Below are 18,472 nucleotides of genomic sequence, written 5' to 3' on the forward strand. Positions count from 1 at the left end.
GTGGGCCGTCGGGCCTTGCTCGACAAATTTTGCGCAAACAAAAAAAGGCGTCCCGCTAGTTGCCTAGCGAGGACGCCTTTGTCCTGGTCCCGTTCTCTCGGGAAGCGCAGCCTTCGTCGTTGAAGGTTGGGCTTTATGTATGGTGAAAAGGGTAATGCAGTGGTTGTGCCAACTTGGGTGGACGCGGTTTTATTGGGTGTTCGGGGTGTGACAGGAGGTTTTTTGCACCGAATCGAGGCGTGTTGCTCGTTCGTGGCGCGTTAATTCTTGGGGTTATGCGGTGTGACACCGAATGCCTTCGCGAGCAGGCTCGCTCCCACAAGGTGTCTGCGAACGACACAAATCCCCTGTGGGAGCGAGCCTGCTCGCGCATGGTGCAACTCAATCTCAGCCATGAAACAACAAAACCAGCAGCACGACATTCCCCAGCAGCGCCACCAACGCCATGGTCCGCCAGACCTTCAACGGCTCCCGCTCCAGTAAAGGCCGGGGCCGCACACTCAAACTTTGCCGCTCACCCTGTTCCAGCACCAGCAACCATTCTTCTGCCGTCTCAAAGCGGTGTTGCGGGTCGGCTGCGACGCCGCGTTCCAGACTTTGCGCCAGCCATTCCGGCAGGTCCGGGCGATAGCGACTGGCGTTCACCGGCACGCCAAATCGGGGACGCTGGAACGCTTCGATTTCGCCATAGGGAAAATGCCCGGTGAGGAGCAAATACAGGGTGACGCCCACCGAATACAAATCCTGTTGGGCGCTCGGCGATTCCCCGCGAAAAGCTTCTGGCGCAATGAAGCTAGGTGTTCCCGGCAAGGTCGACGGCGCGTCCTCCGACAGTCCCGGGCAGTAAGCCAGACCGAAATCCAGCAGACGCAGCTCGCCGTCATCACCCAGCAGCAGATTTTCCGGTTTGATGTCGCGATGCAGAATCTGCCGCCGATGCAGCAGCCCGACCGCGCGCAACAGCCGCTCGGCGATGTCCTGCCACTGCGCCAATGGCAATGGACCGCTGTGTTGCAACCCTTCGGCCAGCGTCGTCCCGGCATATTCGCGCATGACGTAATACAAATGCTGACGCTGAGTGCAGGCATGGATTTGCGGAAAATGCCGGCCGGCCACGCGCTTGAGAAACCATTCTTCCGACAGCAGCGCTTGCCCGGCCTGCGGGTCGTCGGCCAGCCGCGCCGGCAAGGTCTTCAACAACCAAGGCTGGCCCTGACCATCGAGCACGCGATACAGCAGCGATTGCTGGCTCTGGCCGACGATGCACTGCACTTGCCAGCCTTCGAACGCTTGCCCGGCTTTCAGCGTTGGCGGCAGTGGCCATTGCTGTAGTTGCACCAGCGCATCGCCGATGCTCGATTCGCCCAGCGCATCCACGCGCACCAGCAGGGCACTGGCGTTGTCCTGACTGCCGGCCAGATGCGCGGCGTTGACCAAGGTTTGCGCGGCGCTGGGCAGATCCGCTTGATCGCGCAGAATTGCCGCGATCGCGGTATCGCCCAAAGTCGACCAGACGCCGTCGCTGAGCAGCACGAAGCTTTCGCCCTCACGCAGTTCGCCGTCGAGGAAATCCAGGACCAGATGTTGATCGAGCCCGAGCGCACGTTTGAGCACGTGTTGCATGCCCGGTTGCTCCCAGACGTGATCCTCGCTGATGCGCTGCAACCGCTCGGCGTGCCAGCGATAGACCCGGCAATCGCCGACGTGGGCGAGGGTGAAGCGTCGACCGCGCATCACCAGCGCGCTGACCGTGGTCAGCAGCGGTTGCCCGCCGCCGTTGGCCTGCAGCCAGCGATTTTGCGCGAGCAGCAGGCGATCCAGCGCCTGGGCCACGCTCCAGGTTTCCGGCGTCGCGTAGTAGTCCAGCGCCAGCGCCTGCAAGGTCGAACGCGCGGCGAGGCCGCCATCGGCGCACTGGCTGACGCCGTCGGCGATGGCGAACAGATAACCCTTGCTCACCGCCAGTGCCGGCGCCGGTGTCACCGAGCGCAGGGCGTCCTGATTCTCCGCGCGCGGGCCGGTAGCGCTGGCTTCGGCGAACCTCAGTTGCAGAGCCATTGAGGCCTCAGACCCGCGCCGCTGTCACCGCCGCCGAACCCCAGGTGGTTCTCCAGCGACGCTTGACGCCGTGCAGGCCAAACCATGCCAGCACACCGAGGCTGGCGAACAACCACAGCGCCAGTTGATAACTGCCGGTGCTTTGCTTGATGGCGCCCATGCCGGCCGCGAGGGCGAAGCCACCGATACCGCCGGCCATGCCGATCAGTCCGGTCATCACGCCGATCTCCAGACGAAAACGCTGCGGCACCAGTTGGAAAACCGCACCATTGCCTGCGCCCAAGCCGAGCATGGTGCAGACGAAAAGCGCCAGCGCCGCGTAGGAACTTGGCAGATTGAAGCCGACGGCAGCGATGCAGATGGCAGCCACGGTGTACATCGCCAGCAAGGTGCGGATGCCGCCGAAGCGATCGGCCAGCGCGCCACCCAATGGCCGCATCAGGCTACCGCCGAACACGCAGGCAGCGGTGTAGTAGCCGGCTGTCACCGGGCTCAGACCGTATTGATCGTTGAAGTAACCGGGCAGGGCGCTGGCCAGGCCGATGAAGCCGCCGAAGGTGACGCTGTAGAAAAACATGAACCACCAACTGTCGCGATCACCGAGGGCCTTGAAGTAGTCGGCCATGGCTTTCGGTTTCGGCCGCTGCGGGGCGTTTTTTGCCAACAGGGCGAACAGCACCAAAGTCAGAACCAGCGGGATCAGGGCGAAACCGAAAACATTGCTCCAGCCGAAAGCAGCGGCAATCACTGGCGCCAGCAGCGCGGCGAATACGGTGCCGGAGTTGCCCGCACCGGCGATGCCCATGGCTTTGCCTTGATGTTCTGGCGGGTACCACTGCGAGGCCAGCGGCAGGGCCACGGCGAACGACGCGCCGGCCATGCCGAGGAACAGGCCGAGGATCAGCGCCTGTTCGTAACTGTGAATACCCAGTTTCCAGGCACCGAACAACGCGCAGATGACGATGACCTGGCCGATCAGCCCGGCGGTCTTCGGCGACAAGCGATCAGCGAGCATGCCCATGGCGAAGCGCAACACCGCGCCGGCGAGAATTGGCGTGGCGACGACGAGGCCGCGTTGCTGGGTGGTCAGGTGCAGGTCGGCGGCAATCTGCACCGCCAGCGGGCCGAGCAGGTACCAGACCATGAAGCTCAGGTCGAAATACAGAAAGGCCGCGAACAGGGTCGGGGTATGGCCGGATTTCCAGAAGCTTGAATTCATCGCGCACCTCGGCTGAAAAGAGTCTCGAAAGGAGTCATGCACAGCAGGTGGAGCGCCTCACGGCCGCACCACCGGCCCCGCTCTGTGGGGCCAAAACGCAAAAACGCCGCTACCTGATTCGCCGAGGGGCGAATGGGGTGAGCGACGTCTTTGTCGTAGGTGGGGCAACCGCCGTTGGTTACCTGTGCGGTTTACATAGCGAGATTTGTGCCAAGGCTTGAAAAGATCGCAGCCTCGTTGCACTCGTCAGCTCCTACAGGAGGGGGCGGTCATTTGTAGGAGCTGACGAGTGCAACGAGGCTGCGATCTTTTGATCTTCAATCAGCCCAGCAACTCGCTCATGGCAATGATCTGCTCCGCCACCTGAATCAGCTTCTGCTGGCGGCTCATGGCCTGGCGGCGCATCAGCGTATAGGCCTCTTCCTCGTTGCAGTCCTTCATCTTCATCAGCAAACCCTTGGCCAGCTCGATGCGCTTGCGCTCGGCCAGTTGCTGGTCACGGGCCTGCAATTGCGCGCGCAAAGCCTGGTCACTCTCGAAGCGCGCCATCGCCACATCGAGAATCGGCTGCAAACGCTGTGCGTGAATGCCTTCGACAATGTAGGCACTGACCCCGGACTTGATCGCCTGACGCATCACCCCCGGGTCATGTTCGTCGGTAAACATCACGATCGGCCGGGGCTGGTCGCGGCTGACCAGTACCACTTGCTCCATGACATCGCGGCTCGGTGACTCGGTATCGATCAGGATCACGTCCGGGCGCACCGTTTCGACGCGCGCCGGCAGGTCGATGGTCAGGCCGGACTCGTCGATCACTTCGAAGCCGGCCTCGCTCAGCGCCGCTTTCAGGCGTCCGACTTTTTTCGCGGTATCGTTGATCAGCAGAATGCGCAACATGTTCGCGGTCTCCTGTCAGCGCTGGGCGAGAAGGGGGGCGGCGTCGTTCAGGGCATGCAGTTTGAAACTGCGCGCATAGCCCGCCGGATCGCTGCCGTCCCAGACCTTGCCGTCGAGCAACTGGCTGCTGCGCAGGTCTGCGCAGGAAGTGGCGACACCGACAGCACTCGCTGCCTCACGGTACAGATCCAGACGTTGAACCTGACGGGCGACGGCCAGATACTCCGGATCCTCGCGCAACAGACCCCAGCGACGGAATTGGGTCATGAACCACATGCCGTCGGAAAGGTAGGGCAGATTGACCTCGCCCTCGCCATGAAAACGCAGCGCATGCGGATCCTGCCAGCGATTGCCGAGGCCATCGGCGTAGTCGCCCATAAAGCGCGGTTCGATGCACGCGGCGGGAGTGTCGAGGTATTCCGCAGCGCTGAGCAATTGTGCGGTGCTGCGGCGGTTTTCCGGGCTTTCTTCAATAAAGCGGCTGGCCTCAAGAATGGCCATGACCAGGGCGCGCGCGGTGTTGGGATACTGCTCGACGAATTCGCGCGTGCAGCCGAGGACTTTTTCCGGGTGGTCGGGCCAGATGCTCTGGCTGGTCGCCAAGGTGAAGCCGAGATCCTGTTGCACGGCGCTGGCCGCCCACGGCTCGCCGACGCAAAAGCCGTCGATGCGCCCGGCTTGCAGGTGCGCCACCATTTGTGGCGGCGGCACCACCACGCTGTCGACGTCCTGCAACGGATGAATGCCCTGGCTCGCGAGCCAGTAATAAAGCCACATCGCGTGAGTGCCGGTGGGGAAGGTCTGGGCAAAGGTCAGTTTTGCGCGGCTTTGGTGCACGTGCCGGTCGAGCGCTTCAGGACTGTTCACGCCAGCCTGTTGCAAGCCATGGGACAGGTTCAGGCTCTGGCCATTCTGGTTCAGGCCCATCAGCACCGCCATGTCGGTCGGGGCGACGCCGCCGATGCCAAGGTGTACCGCATAAATCAGCCCGTACAGGCTGTGCGCGGCATCCAGTTCGCCGCTGACCAGTTTGTCGCGCAGGTTGGCCCATGACGCCTGGCGCTTGAGGTTCAGGGTCAGGCCGTAGGGCTGGGCGAAGCCCTGGGTGGCGGCGACCACCACCGAGGCGCAGTCGCTCAGCGCCATGAAGCCGAGATTGATCGCACTTTTTTCCGGCGCATCGCTGCCGTTGACCCAGGCCAGAGGCCCCAAGGACGTTTCGTTCATACGCTACCTCAAAAAAAACGCCGTCCCGGATTCTGCGCAGGCAAAACCCGGGGACGACGCCATTGTCCTGGCCTGCGCGCCGTCATTGGTCGGCAGACTGATGAGCAGGGCGGTGCAAGGCATATGCCAGTCGCCTGATTCGCGCAGGCGCCTCGCGCCGGGGGACGATGCCCGGCTATAATCGCCGCCTCTTTTCGCCGCCCGAGTCATTGCCGCCCATGTACACCCTGGCCCGTCAGCTGTTGTTCAAACTTTCCCCGGAAACCTCCCACGATCTGTCGCTGGATCTGATCGGCGCGGGTGGACGTTTGGGCCTCAACGGCTTGCTGTGCAAGGCGCCGGCGAAAATGCCGGTGACCGTCATGGGGCTGGAGTTTCCGAACCCGGTAGGGCTGGCGGCAGGTCTGGACAAGAACGGCGCGGCCATCGACGGCTTTGCGCAACTGGGTTTCGGCTTTGTCGAAATCGGCACCGTGACCCCGCGTCCGCAGCCGGGCAACCCGAAACCACGGATCTTCCGCCTGCCGGAAGCCGAGGCGATCATCAACCGCATGGGCTTCAACAACCTTGGCGTGGATAACCTGCTGGCGCGGGTCGCTGCGGCAAAATACAAAGGCGTGCTGGGCATCAATATCGGCAAGAACTTCGACACCCCGGTCGAGCGTGCGGTCGACGATTACCTGATCTGCCTGGACAAGGTTTACGCCCACGCCAGCTACGTCACCGTCAATGTCAGCTCGCCAAACACCCCGGGCCTGCGCAGCCTGCAGTTCGGTGATTCGCTCAAGCAATTGCTCGCTGATCTGGCCACACGCCGCGCCGAACTGGCGTTGCGTCACGGCAAGCATGTGCCGCTGGCGATCAAGATCGCGCCGGACATGACCGACGAAGAAACTGCGCAGGTTGCCCAGGCGTTGATCGAAACCGGCATGGACGCGGTCATCGCCACCAACACTACCCTGAGCCGTGTCGGTGTCGAAGGCATGGAGCATGGCGACGAGGCGGGCGGTCTGTCCGGCGCGCCGGTGCGTGAGAAGAGCACCAATACCGTGAAGGTCCTGGCGGGCGAATTGGCCGGGCGTTTGCCGATCATTGCTGCGGGCGGGATTACCGAAGGTAAACATGCAGCGGAGAAGATCACCGCCGGTGCAAGCCTGGTGCAGATCTATTCGGGCTTCATCTACAAAGGCCCGGCGCTGATTCGTGAATCGGTGGATGCGATCGCTGCGTTGCGCAAATAACCCGGTCCCCGTAGGAGCTGCCGAAGGCTGCGATCTTTTGATCTTGCTTTTGATTCTAAAAAAACAAGATCAAAAGATCGCAGCCTTCGGCAGCTCCTACACGAGATATGTGTCAGCCACACCGGCATTAAAAAGGGCTCCTCGAAGGAGCCCCTGGGCCGTAGCCCGCCGTCCGGGAAGGACGTGCGTGGTTAATTCAATGCAGATTCAGATTGTCGTGTCGGAATAAATGCCCTGTGTCAGCCGACGGCGTGAAGTTCGTTGAGTCTGTGGATTCCCGCAGTGCCGGTCATACCGTCCCAGTTGTCGCCGCGTCCTTCTCGCCAGCCGTTGATCCAGGCTTGACGTACCGACGGTAGAGTAAATGGGCAAAGCTCACGGGATTTGCCACCAACGCCATATTGATATCCGCGCAAAAATGCTCTTTCCAACGGATCACGCTTAAGTCTTCTCATAGGGTGTTTCCCTCACTTGTTGACTGTAGTGTCGCGTTGACCTCAATTGAGGTCTGGCAGAAAAAACCTGCCATCGTGCGGCTCGCTGCCGGCGTGGCGAGCCAAGGTGTTGACGCCGTTGCGACGTCAACCTGTGCTCAGTTCTAACCAATGAGTCACATCGAGGGAATGATCGTTTTGTCATAAGCACGTAACGGAAAGGATGCTATGGCGATAAGTAACTGCGTATTTATTCAACGATCATTGCGCAAACCCCGGTATGATCGGCGCCCCGCTGACTCAGGGGGTTAATCCTTTAGTGAGAATGACCCACGTTTGCGCTTGGGTAATATTCGACGAAGGGTCGCTTTCAGTCTTTTTGTTGCACCAACTTTTTTATCTGTCCCGGCATCTAAGCTCTTTTAACCCGAGCAGCGGGGATGGAACGGCACACCTTCGTGCCACGCGGGCGCTCTTTCAGAAAAGCGCCTGATTGAAAACCGGGTCGGCAATGCGTTGTCGGCCCACTAGCCAAAGGCTCTGGAATTACCATGTCCGATCGTTTCGAACTCTTCCTCACTTGCCCCAAAGGCCTTGAAGGCCTGCTCATCGAGGAAGCCGTCGGGCTTGGCCTTGAAGAAGCGCGCGAGCACACCTCCGCCGTGCGTGGCATGGCGACCATGGAAACCGCCTATCGCCTGTGCCTCTGGTCGCGTCTGGCCAACCGCGTGTTGCTGGTGCTCAAGCGTTTCCCGATGAAGGACGCCGAAGACCTTTACCACGGCGTGCTCGACATCGACTGGCAGGATCACATGCTCAGCGACGGCACCCTGGCCGTCGAATTCAGCGGCCACGGCTCGGGCATCGACAACACCCACTTCGGCGCGCTGAAAGTCAAAGACGCCATCGTCGACAAACTGCGCACGCCGCAGGGCGATCGTCCATCCATCGACAAACTCAACCCGGACCTGCGCATTCACCTGCGTCTGGATCGCGGCGAAGCAATTCTGTCCCTCGACCTCTCCGGCCACAGCCTGCACCAGCGCGGCTACCGCCTGCAGCAGGGCGCGGCGCCGCTGAAGGAAAACCTCGCCGCCGCCATCCTGATTCGTTCCGGCTGGCCGCGTATTGCCGCCGAGGGCGGCGCGCTGGCTGACCCGATGTGCGGTGTCGGTACGTTTCTCGTTGAAGCGGCGATGATCGCCGCCGACATGGCGCCGAACCTGCGTCGCGAGCAATGGGGCTTTACCGCGTGGCTCGGTCACGTGCCGGCGCTGTGGAAAAAACTCCATGAAGAAGCCGTTGAACGTGCCGCCGCCGGTCTGGCCAAGCCACCGCTGTGGATTCGTGGTTATGAAGCCGACCCACGTCTGATTCAGCCAGGCCGCAACAACGTTGAACGTGCCGGCCTGAGCGAATGGATCAAGATCTACCAGGGCGAAGTGGCGACATTCGAGCCGCGTCCGGATCAGAACCAGAAAGGTCTGGTGATCTGTAACCCGCCGTACGGCGAGCGTCTCGGTGACGAAGCGAGCCTGCTGTATCTCTACCAGAATCTGGGCGAGCGTCTGCGTCAGGCCTGCCTGAACTGGGAAGCGGCGGTGTTCACCGGCGCGCCGGATCTGGGCAAGCGCATGGGTATCCGCAGCCACAAACAGTATTCGTTCTGGAACGGCGCGCTGCCGTGCAAACTGCTGCTGATCAAGGTTCTGCCCGATCAGTTCGTCACTGGCGAGCGTCGCACCCCGGAACAGCGTCAGGCCGAGCGCGAGCAAGCGGCTTACGATCAGACCCCGGACGAGCCGCAAGAGCGCAAGTTCAACAAGAACGGCAACCCGATCAAGCCGACGCCAGCACCGGCGCCAGTGATCGAACAACCGCGCCTGAGCGAAGGCGGGCAGATGTTTGCCAATCGCTTGCAGAAAAATCTCAAGGCGATGGGCAAGTGGGTCAAGCGTGAAGGTGTCGATTGCTACCGCGTCTACGATGCCGACATGCCGGAATACGCGATGGCCATCGACCTGTACCACGACTGGGTGCACGTTCAGGAATACGCCGCGCCGAAATCCATCGACCCGGAAAAGGCTTCGGCGCGTATGTTCGACGCCTTGGCGGCCATTCCGCAGGCGTTGAACGTCGACAAGAACCGCGTGGTGGTCAAGCGCCGCGAGCGGCAGAGCGGCACCAAGCAGTACGAGCGTCAGGCGGCGCAGGGCAAGTTCGTCGAGGTCAATGAAGGTGGCGTGAAGTTGCTGGTCAACCTCACCGACTATCTCGACACCGGCCTGTTCCTCGATCACCGTCCGATGCGCATGCGTATCCAGAAAGAGGCGGCCGGCAAGCGCTTCCTCAATCTGTTCTGCTACACCGCGACCGCCAGCGTGCACGCGGCCAAGGGCGGCGCGCGCAGCACCACCAGCGTCGACCTGTCGAAAACCTATCTGGACTGGGCGCGGCGCAACCTGTCGCTGAACGGTTTCTCGGACAAGAACCGTCTGGAGCAGGGCGACGTCATGGCGTGGCTGGAAAGCAGCCGCGACGAGTACGACTTGATCTTCATCGACCCGCCGACGTTCTCCAATTCCAAGCGCATGGAAGGCATCTTTGATGTGCAGCGCGACCAGGTGCAGTTGATCGACCTGGCAATGGCGCGGCTGGCACCGGGTGGCGTGCTGTATTTCTCCAACAACTTCCGCAAGTTCCAGTTGGAGGAAAACCTCGCCGAGCGTTATGCGGTCGAGGAAATCAGTGCGCAGACCATTGATCCGGATTTCGCCCGCAATACCAAGATCCACCGCGCCTGGAAAATCACGGCTCGTTGACGCTTACGCCGCTTGGATCCACAGAGCGTTGATTTTTAAAGGCTCGGTGGATCCAGCGGTGCTAGCTAAATTAGTGGCTAATAGCTATAACTCACACACCGCCAATGGGGTTTTTCCCGGGAATCTGGCGGAGTGAGTCGTGCTTATGCCGTTGCACCCCGTGCGCCCGAAAATCCTCGGTTTCATCAGCGAAGACGTCTCAGCCTGGCTGGTCGCTTTGCTGGTATTGCTTGCCGGCGGGATTCTCACCGGGCTGCTCGCATGGGGCACCTTCAACCAGTTTCAGCAACAATCGCGTCAGCGCTTTCAACTGCTGGCCAATGAACGCTACAGCCGCATCGCCGAACGTTTTCAGGACCAGGAGCAACGTCTCGATGGTCTGCGCCGGTTCTTCGCCAACTCCGAATCGGTGTCCCGCGCCGAATTCGACGGTTACTCCCGCCCCTTGTTACTGCGCACCCAAGCCTATACCTACGCGCCGCGAGTCAGCGGTGCCGAACGGGCCGCGTTCGAACAGCAGGTGCGTGATGAAGGCCTGAGCAATTTCACCATTCGCGAACTGGACGCCAAAGGCGAATTGCAACTGGCGCCGCCGCGCGACGAATACGTGCCGGTGCTCTACACGCAAACCCAAAGCCGACTGGCGCCACCGCTGGGCTACGATCTACTCGCCCAACCCTTGCGCCGCGAAACCCTGCAACGCGCCGACCAGCTCGGCAGCATGGCGGTGTCGCAACCGATGCATCTGGTCGGCATCGAGTCCTCCTACGCGCGTGGGGTTTTGCTGCTGGCACCGGTCATTCGCGCTGGCGAGTCGCAGCCGTTCGGTTACGTGATGGCGGTGATCAGCATGCGCCAGCTGCTCGCCGACGGTCTGCCCGATGCCCTGCACGATTATCTGTCGGTGCGGATTCTCGACTTGTCGACCCAGGGGCAGCACGAGGCGTTGTTCGAATCGACCAACGAGGCGGTGCCCGGTGATCTGGCGGCGACGCGTTTGCTGCGCATGGCCGATCACGACTATCAGGTCGATATCCTGCCAAGCTACGCGTTCATGCAGGCTAACCATTCTTCGGTGGGCAGTGTGATCATTCTGGGCGGCTTGCTCAGCGCGCTGCTCAGTGCCTTGCTTTACGTGCTGGTCAGTCAGCGCCAGCGCGCGGTGCGGCTGGTCGAGGTGCGCACCCAGGAACTGCACGAGCGCGAGCAGGAACTGCGCGGCACCCACGGCCAATTGCGCGGTGTGCTGAATGCCGCCACTCAGGTCGCGATCATCGCCACCGACCTGCGCGGGGTGATCAACACCTTCAACCCCGGCGCTGAGCAAATGCTCGGCTACAGCAGCGCCGAAGTCGTGGGGCGGATGACCCTGGAAAACCTGCATTTGCCCCGCGAGCTGGCGGCGCGTTCCGCCGAGTTGAGCGCGCGCTACGGCAAAAGTATTCCGACCTGCCACGCGATGCTGGTCGAGGGCGGCGAGGTCGGCGGCCATGAAGCGCGCGAGTGGACGCTGGTGCGCAGCGACGGCAGTCATCTGCCGGTGAACATGCTTGCTACGCCGGTACTCGACGAGCAGGGCCTGTGGGTCGGGCATCTGGCGATCTGCATCGACATCACTGAACGCAAGCGCGTTCACGAAGTACTGGCGGCGCGGGACATTCTGCTAAAGAAGCTCAGCGCCCATGTTCCCGGTGGCATCTATCAGTTCAAGATGGAGTTCGACGGACGTTTCAGCGTGATCTACGCCAGCGACGGCATCCGCGAGATCTACGAGCTGGAGCCGGACGCGTTGCTGTTCGACGCCGAGGCGATCTTCAGCCGCATCCATCCGCAGGACGCCATTCGCGTGCGCTCATCGATCCGCGAGTCGGCGGAAAACCTCAGCCCCTGGCGCGAGGAGTACCGCGTGCAACTGCCCGAGCGCGGCCTGCGCTGGGTGCGCGGCGAGGCGACACCGGAAGAGCTGCCGGGCGGCGGGGTGCTGTGGCACGGCTACATCTCCGATATCTCCGATCTCAAACGCGTGGAAGAAGAATTGCGTGCGTTGTCGATCACCGATTCGCTGACCGGCATTCACAATCGTCGCTATTTCCAGGAACGCCTGACCACCGAAATGGCCCGGGTCGAGCGTGGCGGCGGTGAGTTGTCGGTGATCATGCTCGACATCGACCACTTCAAACGCATCAACGATCAGTTCGGCCACGCCGTCGGCGACCGCGTGCTGCAGGCAGTCTGCGAGCGGATCGGCCATCGCCTGCGTCGCACCGACGTGTTCTGCCGTTTGGGCGGCGAAGAGTTCATGGTGCTGTGCCCGGACATCGACGGCGAGCACGCGTACATGCTGGCGATGGAGTTGTGGGAAGGCCTTCGCAGCGCGCCGGTGGACGTAGTTGGCGTGGTCACCGCCAGCTTCGGCATCGCCAGCTGGCGCCCGGGTGAGGGCGCGGATGCGTTGTTGCTGCGCGCGGACTCAGGGGTTTACGCAGCGAAGCAGAATGGCCGGGATCGGGTTGAGCGGGAGTTAGGTTAGATCAAAAGATCGCAGCCTTCGGCAGCTCCTACAGGGTTATGCGGACACCTGTAGGAGCTGCCGAAGGCTGCGATCTTTTGCTTTTGAGGGTTACAGCACCGAAGCGGTCTGCGGCAGTTTCGGCTGTTTGTACAGATCCAGCAGCACCTGATCGAGCACCGACGAGGCGCCGAACGGGGCCTTGTCGTTGAGGATCGCTACCACCGCCCAGGTATTGCCGTTCACGTCACGGCTGAAACCGGCGATGGCGCGCACGGTGTTCAGGGTGCCGGTCTTGACGTGGGCTTCACCGCGCATTGCCGTGGTTTTCAGGCGTTTGCGCATGGTCCCGTCGGTACCGGCAATTGGCAGCGAGCTGATGTACTCGGCGGCGTACGGGCTGTGCCAGGCGGCCTGCAGCATGTTGGCCATCTCACGCGCGCTGACCCGCTCGGCCCGCGACAGACCGGAGCCATTCTCCATCACCAGATGCGGCGCGGTGATGCCTTTCTTTGCCAGCCATTGGCGGACCACGCGCTGCGCAGCCCGGGCGTCGTCACCGTCGGCATCGTTGCGGAAACGCTGGCCAAGGCTGAGGAACAGCTGCTGGGCCATGGTGTTGTTACTGTATTTGTTGATGTCGCGGATGATCTCGGCCAGATCCGGCGAATACGCGCGGGCGAGCAGTTTGGCGCCGCTCGGCGTTGGCGCCAGACGATCCTTGCCCTGAATGCTGCCACCCAGTTCCTTCCAGATCGCCCGAACGGCGCCGGCGGTGTAAGTCGCGTGGTCGAGCAGCGACAGGTAAGTCTGCGAGCTGCAGCCTTCGCCCAACTGGCCGCCGACGGTCACGGTCACGCTGCCATCGGCCTGCGGCACCGGGTTGTAGCGCACGCCGCCGGTGCATTGCTTGGACGGCAGCGCCTTGACGGTGTTTTCGATACGAATGCTGGCAATCGGCGGCTCCACCGAAATCAGCACGCGGCCACCGTCATTGCGCGCGACGAAGCGCAGGGCCTTGAGGTTGACCAGCAGCGAGTCGGGCTTGACCAGAAACGGCTTGTTGTCGTCGTTGCCGTCATCGTTGAATTCCGGCAGTTGCGGCTGCACGAAGAAGTTGCGGTCGAGGATCAGGTCGCCGGTGATTTGGGTCACGCCGTTGGCGCGCAGGTCGCGCATCAGCAGCCAGAGTTTCTCCATGTTCAGCTTCGGGTCACCGCCACCCTTGAGGTAAAGGTTGCCGTTGAGAATGCCGCCGTTCAGGTCGCCATCGGTGTAGAACTCGGTTTTCCACTGATGGTTGGGGCCGAGCATTTCCAGCGCCGCGTAAGTGGTGACCAGTTTCATTGTCGAGGCCGGATTGACCGAGACGTCGGCGTTGAACACGGTCGGCGTGCCCGGACCGTCGAGCGGCACCATCACCAGCGACAGCGCAGTGGGCTGCAGCTTGCTGGCCTTGAGGGCTTTTTCGACGTTCGGGGTGAGGGAAGTGTTGATGGTGGCAGCGGAGACAGGCAGGGCCAGAGGCAGAAGAAGGCCGGCGAGAAACAGTGGACGCAACGATTTGATCATATGCAATAAAACCCTGCAAAAGAGGGGAAAAAAGACGAGGACATGGATGAAAAGGCCCTCAGTGGTAACGAAAGTGTCGGCATTATGCCCCAAGCTGTAACAGCTTGTGCCGTGTCGGGGCCGGCCAAATGGTTATTTTTTTACAGGCGGTCGGCCGCAGCGGCCAGAGAGTCGGGCAATCGCTGGCTTAAACTGGTAAAGTGCCGGCCGTTATTACTTAAGAGGATTGTTCCAATGGCGACTAACCGTTCCCAGCGTCTGCGCAAAAAACTGTGCGTTGATGAATTTCAAGAGCTGGGTTTCGAACTGAACCTGGACTTCAAAGAAGACTTGTCCGAAGAAGCCATTGACGCTTTCCTCGAAGCATTCATCAAAGAAGCCATGGAAGCCAACGGTCTGGGTTATGTTGGCGGCGACGACTTCGGTCTGGTATGCCTGCAGAAGCGTGGCTCGGTCAACGAAGAGCAGCGCACTGCCGTTGAAGCCTGGCTGAAAAACCGTAGCGAACTGACCGGTATGACCGTTAGCCCGCTGCTGGACGTGTGGTATCCGGAAAAGCCGATCAACGCGGCCAAGTGATACTGAAAAAACGGCGACCTTAGGGTCGCCGTTTTTTTTCGTGTATCAAAAGATCGCAGCCTCGTTTTACTCGTCAGCTCCTACAGGGGAACGCGATCTCCTGTAGGAGCTGCCGAAGGCTGCGATCTTTGCTTCTAGGCTTTACGCCAATTCAAGATCACCAGCGTCAAAACCCCCGCAACAATCCCCCAGAACGCCGAACCAATGGAAAACAGCGTCAACCCCGACGCCGTGACCATAAAGGTGATCAACGCCGCTTCACGTTCTTTCACCTCAGTCATGGCAATGCTCAAGCCATTGATGATCGAGCCGAACAACGCCAGCGCGGCAATCGACAGCACCAGTTCTTTCGGCAACGCCGCAAACAATGCCGCCAACGTGGCGCCGAACACCCCGGCGATCCCGTAAAACACCCCGCACCACACCGCTGCGGTGTAGCGCTTGTTGCGATCTTCGTGGGCATGCGGGCCGGTGCAGATGGCCGCGCTGATGGCCGCGAGGTTGATACCGTGGGAGCCGAACGGCGCCAGCAACAGCGAGGCGATGCCGGTGGTAGTGATCAGTGGCGAGGCCGGGACGTTGTAGCCATCGGCACGGAGCACGGCGATGCCGGGCATGTTCTGCGAGGTCATCGCCACCACGAACAGCGGAATGCCGATGCTGATGGTAGCGGCCAGGGAGAAGTGCGGCGTGGTCCAGACCGGGGTCGCCACTTCCAGATGAAAGCCGCTGAAATCCAGCAACCCCATAAAGCCCGACAGCGCAGTGCCGAGCAGCAGCGCCGCGAGCACGGCATAGCGTGGTGACAGGCGCTTGACTACCAGATAGGTGAAGAACATCCCCAGCACCAGCCCGGTACGGTGTTGCGCGGCGACGAAGATTTCGCTGCCGATCTTGAACAGAATCCCTGCCAGCAGAGCTGCCGCCAAAGAGGCCGGGATCTTTTTCACCAGCCGTTCGAAGCTGCCGGTCAGGCCGCAGATCGTCACCAGTAACGCGCACGTGATGTAGGCGCCGATCGCCTCGCCGTAACTGACGCCGCCCAGGCTGGTGATCAGCAACGCTGCGCCGGGTGTCGACCAGGCGATGGTGATCGGCGTGCGATAGCGCAGCGACAGGCCAATCGAACACACCGCCATGCCGATCGAAATCGCCCAGATCCACGAGGAAATCTGCCCGCTGCTCAGGCCGGCGGCTTGCCCGGCCTGGAACATCAGCACCAGCGAACTGGTGTAACCGGTCATCATCGCGATGAAACCGGCAACGATGGCGGAAGGCGAAGTATCGGCCAGCGGGCGCAGGCGCGAGTGGGTGGCGTCGGTCATGACGGCGGTGTTCCTTATACCAATGGAGATGTCCGCCACAACACATCCCCTGTAGGAGCTGACGAAGGCTGCGATCTTTTGACTTTGATTTTAAGAAGCAAGATCAAAAGATCGCAGCCTTCGGCAGCTCCTATAGGGTGGGTGGTGTTAAAGCAGCGGATTCTGCGATCAAGCCTAAACTCAAACGTAACCCACCGTTGCAATACAGCCGAAGTCGCAAACAGCCGTACAGTCGTGTTGCCACCATTCATTGTGTACAATCGCGCTGTTTTTTACGCGATACTTGCCAGCGACCTACTGTGCCGTATTACAGTCACGGTCTATTCGCCGCAGTTTTCCCGACTCGAGTGCCCATGAACGAACAGTTGCAACCCCTCAAGAAACAACCGCGAGCAGGCAAAGCCGGCCGCAGCGGAACCCAGGACGATATTGTCTACGCGCATATCTTCGAGGCCATCCTCGAACAGCGTCTGGCGCCCGGCACCAAGTTGAGCGAAGAAGCGCTGGGGGAAATCTTCGGGGTCAGCCGCACCATCATTCGCCGCGCGCTGTCGCGTCTGGCCCATGAAGGCGTGGTGCTGTTGCGGCCGAACCGTGGTGCCGTCGTTGCCAGCCCGAGCGTTGAAGAGGCGCGTCAGGTGTTTCTCGCCCGGCGTCTGGTCGAGCGGGCGATCACTGAATTGGCGGTGCAGCATGCCACGGCCGAGCAGATCGCCGAACTGCGGCAGATGGTCAATGACGAACGCGACAGCTTCTCCCGTGGCGATCGCGGCGCCGGTATTCGGCTGTCGGGCGAATTCCACCTGAAACTGGCGGAAGCGGCCATGAACGCGCCGTTGATCAGCTTCCAGCGCAGCCTGGTGTCGCAGACTTCATTGATCATCGCCCAGTACGAAAGCGGCAACCGCTCGCATTGCTCGTACGATGAACACACGCAGTTGATCGACGCAATCGAGAAACGCGACGGCGAGCTGGCGGTGAACCTGATGATGCATCACATGGATCACATCGACAGCAAGCTCAACCTCGACGAGGAAGGCGCGTCGGATGATCTGCATGCGGTGTTTTCGCATTTGTTGCAGACCAAAAAGCCGGGGCGTGCAGCGGCCAAGCTCTGATCTGAAACCGAGTCGCGGCTTTCGCGAGCAGGCTCGCTCCCACAGGGGAATGCATTTCAAAGGTGGGAGCGAGCCTGCTCGCGAAGACAACCTGACCGGCAACAAAAATCCCCCGGGGTAAACACCACCGGGGGATTTTTTATGCCTCGGGAAAACCTAACGCTGGTGCACCAGCGCCCCCGCAGCGTAAGTCTGCTGCACCGTCCGGTCATCACCCAAGGTCATCAACACAAACAACGTCTCGGCAATGTTATTGGACTGCTTCAAGCGATAGCTCAGCAGCGGCGTAGCGTTGTAATCCAGTACCAGGAAGTCGGCATCGGAGCCCGGTTGCAGGTTGCCGATCCTGTCTTCCAGGCGCAGCGCCCGCGCGCCCCCGAGGGTTGCCAGATACAGCGACTTGAACGGGCTCAACCGCGCGCCCTGCAGTTGCATGACCTTGTAGGCTTCGTTGAGGGTTTGCAGCAGCGAGAAACTGGTACCGCCGCCGACGTCGGTACCGAGGCCGACATTGAGTTTGTGCTTCTCGGCCATCGGCAGGTTGAACAGGCCGCTGCCGAGGAACAGGTTCGAGGTCGGGCAGAACGAGATCGCCGAGCCGGTTTCTGCCAGTCGCGCGCATTCTTCGTCACACAGGTGCACGCCGTGGGCGAATACCGAGCGTTCGCCGAGCAACTGGTAGTGATCGTAGACGTCGAGGTAGCCCTTGCGCTCCGGGAACAGTTCCTTGACCCACTCGATTTCCTTGAGGTTTTCGCTGATGTGGGTCTGCATGTACAGATCCGGATATTCCGTCAGCAATTGCCCGGCCAGGGTCAGTTGTTCCGGGGTGCTGGTCGGTGCGAAACGCGGCGTCACCGCATAGTGCAAGCGACCCTTGCCGTGCCAGCGCTCGATCAACGCCTTGCTGTCGACATAGCTGGATTCAGCAGTGTCGACCAGATAGTCCGGGGCATTGCGGTCCATCATCACCTTGCCGGCGATCATGCGCAGGTCGAGCTTCTCGGCCGCTTCGAAGAACGAATTGACTGACTGCGGATGCACACTGCCGAACACCAGCGCCGTGGTGGTGCCGTTGCGCAGCAGTTCCTTGATGAAAATATCCGCCACTTCGTCGGCGTGGGCCTTGTCGCCAAACTGGCTTTCGCAGGGGAAGGTGTAGGTGTTCAGCCAGTCGAGCAGTTGCTCGCCATAGGAGCCGACCATGCCGGTCTGCGGCAGGTGAATGTGTGTGTCGATGAAGCCCGGGGTGATCAGCGCGTCCTGATAATGGTTGATCTCGATATCCGCCGGCAGGGTTGGCAGCAGTTCGCTGGCGTGGCCGAGGGCACTGATCTTGCCGTCGTCGACCACCAGCAGGCCGTCCTCGAAATATTCATAGGAGGCTTCAATGCCGACTTCGGCAGGGTCGGCGATGCTGTGCAGGATGGCGGCGCGGTAGGCTTTGCGAGTCAGAGGCATGAGGGTTCTC

The 18,472-nt window shown here is 61.3% G+C and carries 13 protein-coding genes; 5 read left to right on the forward strand and 8 right to left on the reverse strand.

The features are described from left to right. Positions 1 to 387: 387 nt before the first annotated feature. From AB4N53_RS02230 to AB4N53_RS02245, 4 genes are all read right to left on the reverse strand, one after another. Entirely contained in the window at positions 388 to 2,058 is a 1,671-nt protein-coding gene (locus AB4N53_RS02230; RefSeq protein ID WP_460117783.1) for a protein kinase domain-containing protein, read from the reverse strand. A 7-nt stretch (positions 2,059 to 2,065) separates the two neighbouring features. Next, a complete protein-coding gene (locus tag AB4N53_RS02235; protein WP_016773839.1) occupies positions 2,066 to 3,277 on the reverse strand; it encodes a nitrate/nitrite transporter in 1,212 nt (403 codons plus the stop codon). A 321-nt stretch (positions 3,278 to 3,598) separates the two neighbouring features. Next, positions 3,599 to 4,174, reverse strand: coding sequence for an ANTAR domain-containing response regulator (locus tag AB4N53_RS02240; RefSeq protein WP_460117785.1), 576 nt, complete (start codon positions 4,172 to 4,174; stop codon positions 3,599 to 3,601). 15 nt (positions 4,175 to 4,189) lie between these two features. Further along, a complete protein-coding gene (locus AB4N53_RS02245) occupies positions 4,190 to 5,401 on the reverse strand; it encodes a CmpA/NrtA family ABC transporter substrate-binding protein (RefSeq protein WP_460117787.1) in 1,212 nt (403 codons plus the stop codon). A gap of 218 nt (positions 5,402 to 5,619) precedes the next feature. Here AB4N53_RS02245 and AB4N53_RS02250 point away from each other — a divergent pair, with 218 nt between their 5' ends. Beyond that, the gene (locus AB4N53_RS02250) at positions 5,620 to 6,642 is read left to right on the forward strand and encodes a quinone-dependent dihydroorotate dehydrogenase (RefSeq protein WP_460117789.1); all 1,023 of its coding nucleotides are present in this window, start codon (positions 5,620 to 5,622) and stop codon (positions 6,640 to 6,642) included. Between the two features lie 239 nt (positions 6,643 to 6,881). On the opposite strand, the gene rmf is transcribed toward AB4N53_RS02250, so the two are convergent. Next, a complete protein-coding gene (gene rmf, locus AB4N53_RS02255; protein ID WP_003223300.1) occupies positions 6,882 to 7,097 on the reverse strand; it encodes a ribosome modulation factor in 216 nt (71 codons plus the stop codon). A 530-nt stretch (positions 7,098 to 7,627) separates the two neighbouring features. Between rmf and rlmKL the strand changes: the two genes are divergently transcribed. Both rlmKL and AB4N53_RS02265 read left to right on the forward strand, forming a co-directional pair. After that, positions 7,628 to 9,898: a bifunctional 23S rRNA (guanine(2069)-N(7))-methyltransferase RlmK/23S rRNA (guanine(2445)-N(2))-methyltransferase RlmL gene (gene rlmKL / locus AB4N53_RS02260; protein ID WP_460117791.1), complete on the forward strand. Its 2,271-nt coding sequence runs from the start codon at positions 7,628 to 7,630 to the stop codon at positions 9,896 to 9,898. 145 nt (positions 9,899 to 10,043) lie between these two features. Beyond that, a complete protein-coding gene (locus AB4N53_RS02265; protein ID WP_460117793.1) occupies positions 10,044 to 12,428 on the forward strand; it encodes a sensor domain-containing diguanylate cyclase in 2,385 nt (794 codons plus the stop codon). A gap of 90 nt (positions 12,429 to 12,518) precedes the next feature. Here AB4N53_RS02265 and dacB read toward each other — a convergent pair whose 3' ends face one another. Then, complete coding sequence (dacB, locus tag AB4N53_RS02270; RefSeq protein WP_073473982.1) at positions 12,519 to 13,979, reverse strand: D-alanyl-D-alanine carboxypeptidase/D-alanyl-D-alanine endopeptidase; 1,461 nt, start codon at positions 13,977 to 13,979, stop codon at positions 12,519 to 12,521. A gap of 234 nt (positions 13,980 to 14,213) precedes the next feature. Here dacB and AB4N53_RS02275 point away from each other — a divergent pair, with 234 nt between their 5' ends. After that, a complete protein-coding gene (locus tag AB4N53_RS02275) occupies positions 14,214 to 14,558 on the forward strand; it encodes a YggL family protein (protein ID WP_460117796.1) in 345 nt (114 codons plus the stop codon). 134 nt (positions 14,559 to 14,692) lie between these two features. Here AB4N53_RS02275 and AB4N53_RS02280 read toward each other — a convergent pair whose 3' ends face one another. Continuing rightward, complete coding sequence (locus tag AB4N53_RS02280) at positions 14,693 to 15,883, reverse strand: benzoate/H(+) symporter BenE family transporter (RefSeq protein WP_460117798.1); 1,191 nt, start codon at positions 15,881 to 15,883, stop codon at positions 14,693 to 14,695. Positions 15,884 to 16,236: 353 nt separating this feature from the next. Here AB4N53_RS02280 and AB4N53_RS02285 point away from each other — a divergent pair, with 353 nt between their 5' ends. Next, positions 16,237 to 17,001 (forward strand): GntR family transcriptional regulator, encoded by a 765-nt coding sequence (locus tag AB4N53_RS02285; RefSeq protein WP_460117800.1) that lies wholly within the window; start codon positions 16,237 to 16,239, stop codon positions 16,999 to 17,001. Between the two features lie 156 nt (positions 17,002 to 17,157). Here the strand turns inward: AB4N53_RS02285 and guaD are convergent, their stop codons facing one another. Beyond that, positions 17,158 to 18,462 (reverse strand): guanine deaminase, encoded by a 1,305-nt coding sequence (gene guaD, locus AB4N53_RS02290; RefSeq protein WP_056784189.1) that lies wholly within the window; start codon positions 18,460 to 18,462, stop codon positions 17,158 to 17,160. Positions 18,463 to 18,472 lie beyond the last annotated feature (10 nt).

Source organism: Pseudomonas sp. H3_E04, assembly GCF_054668915.1.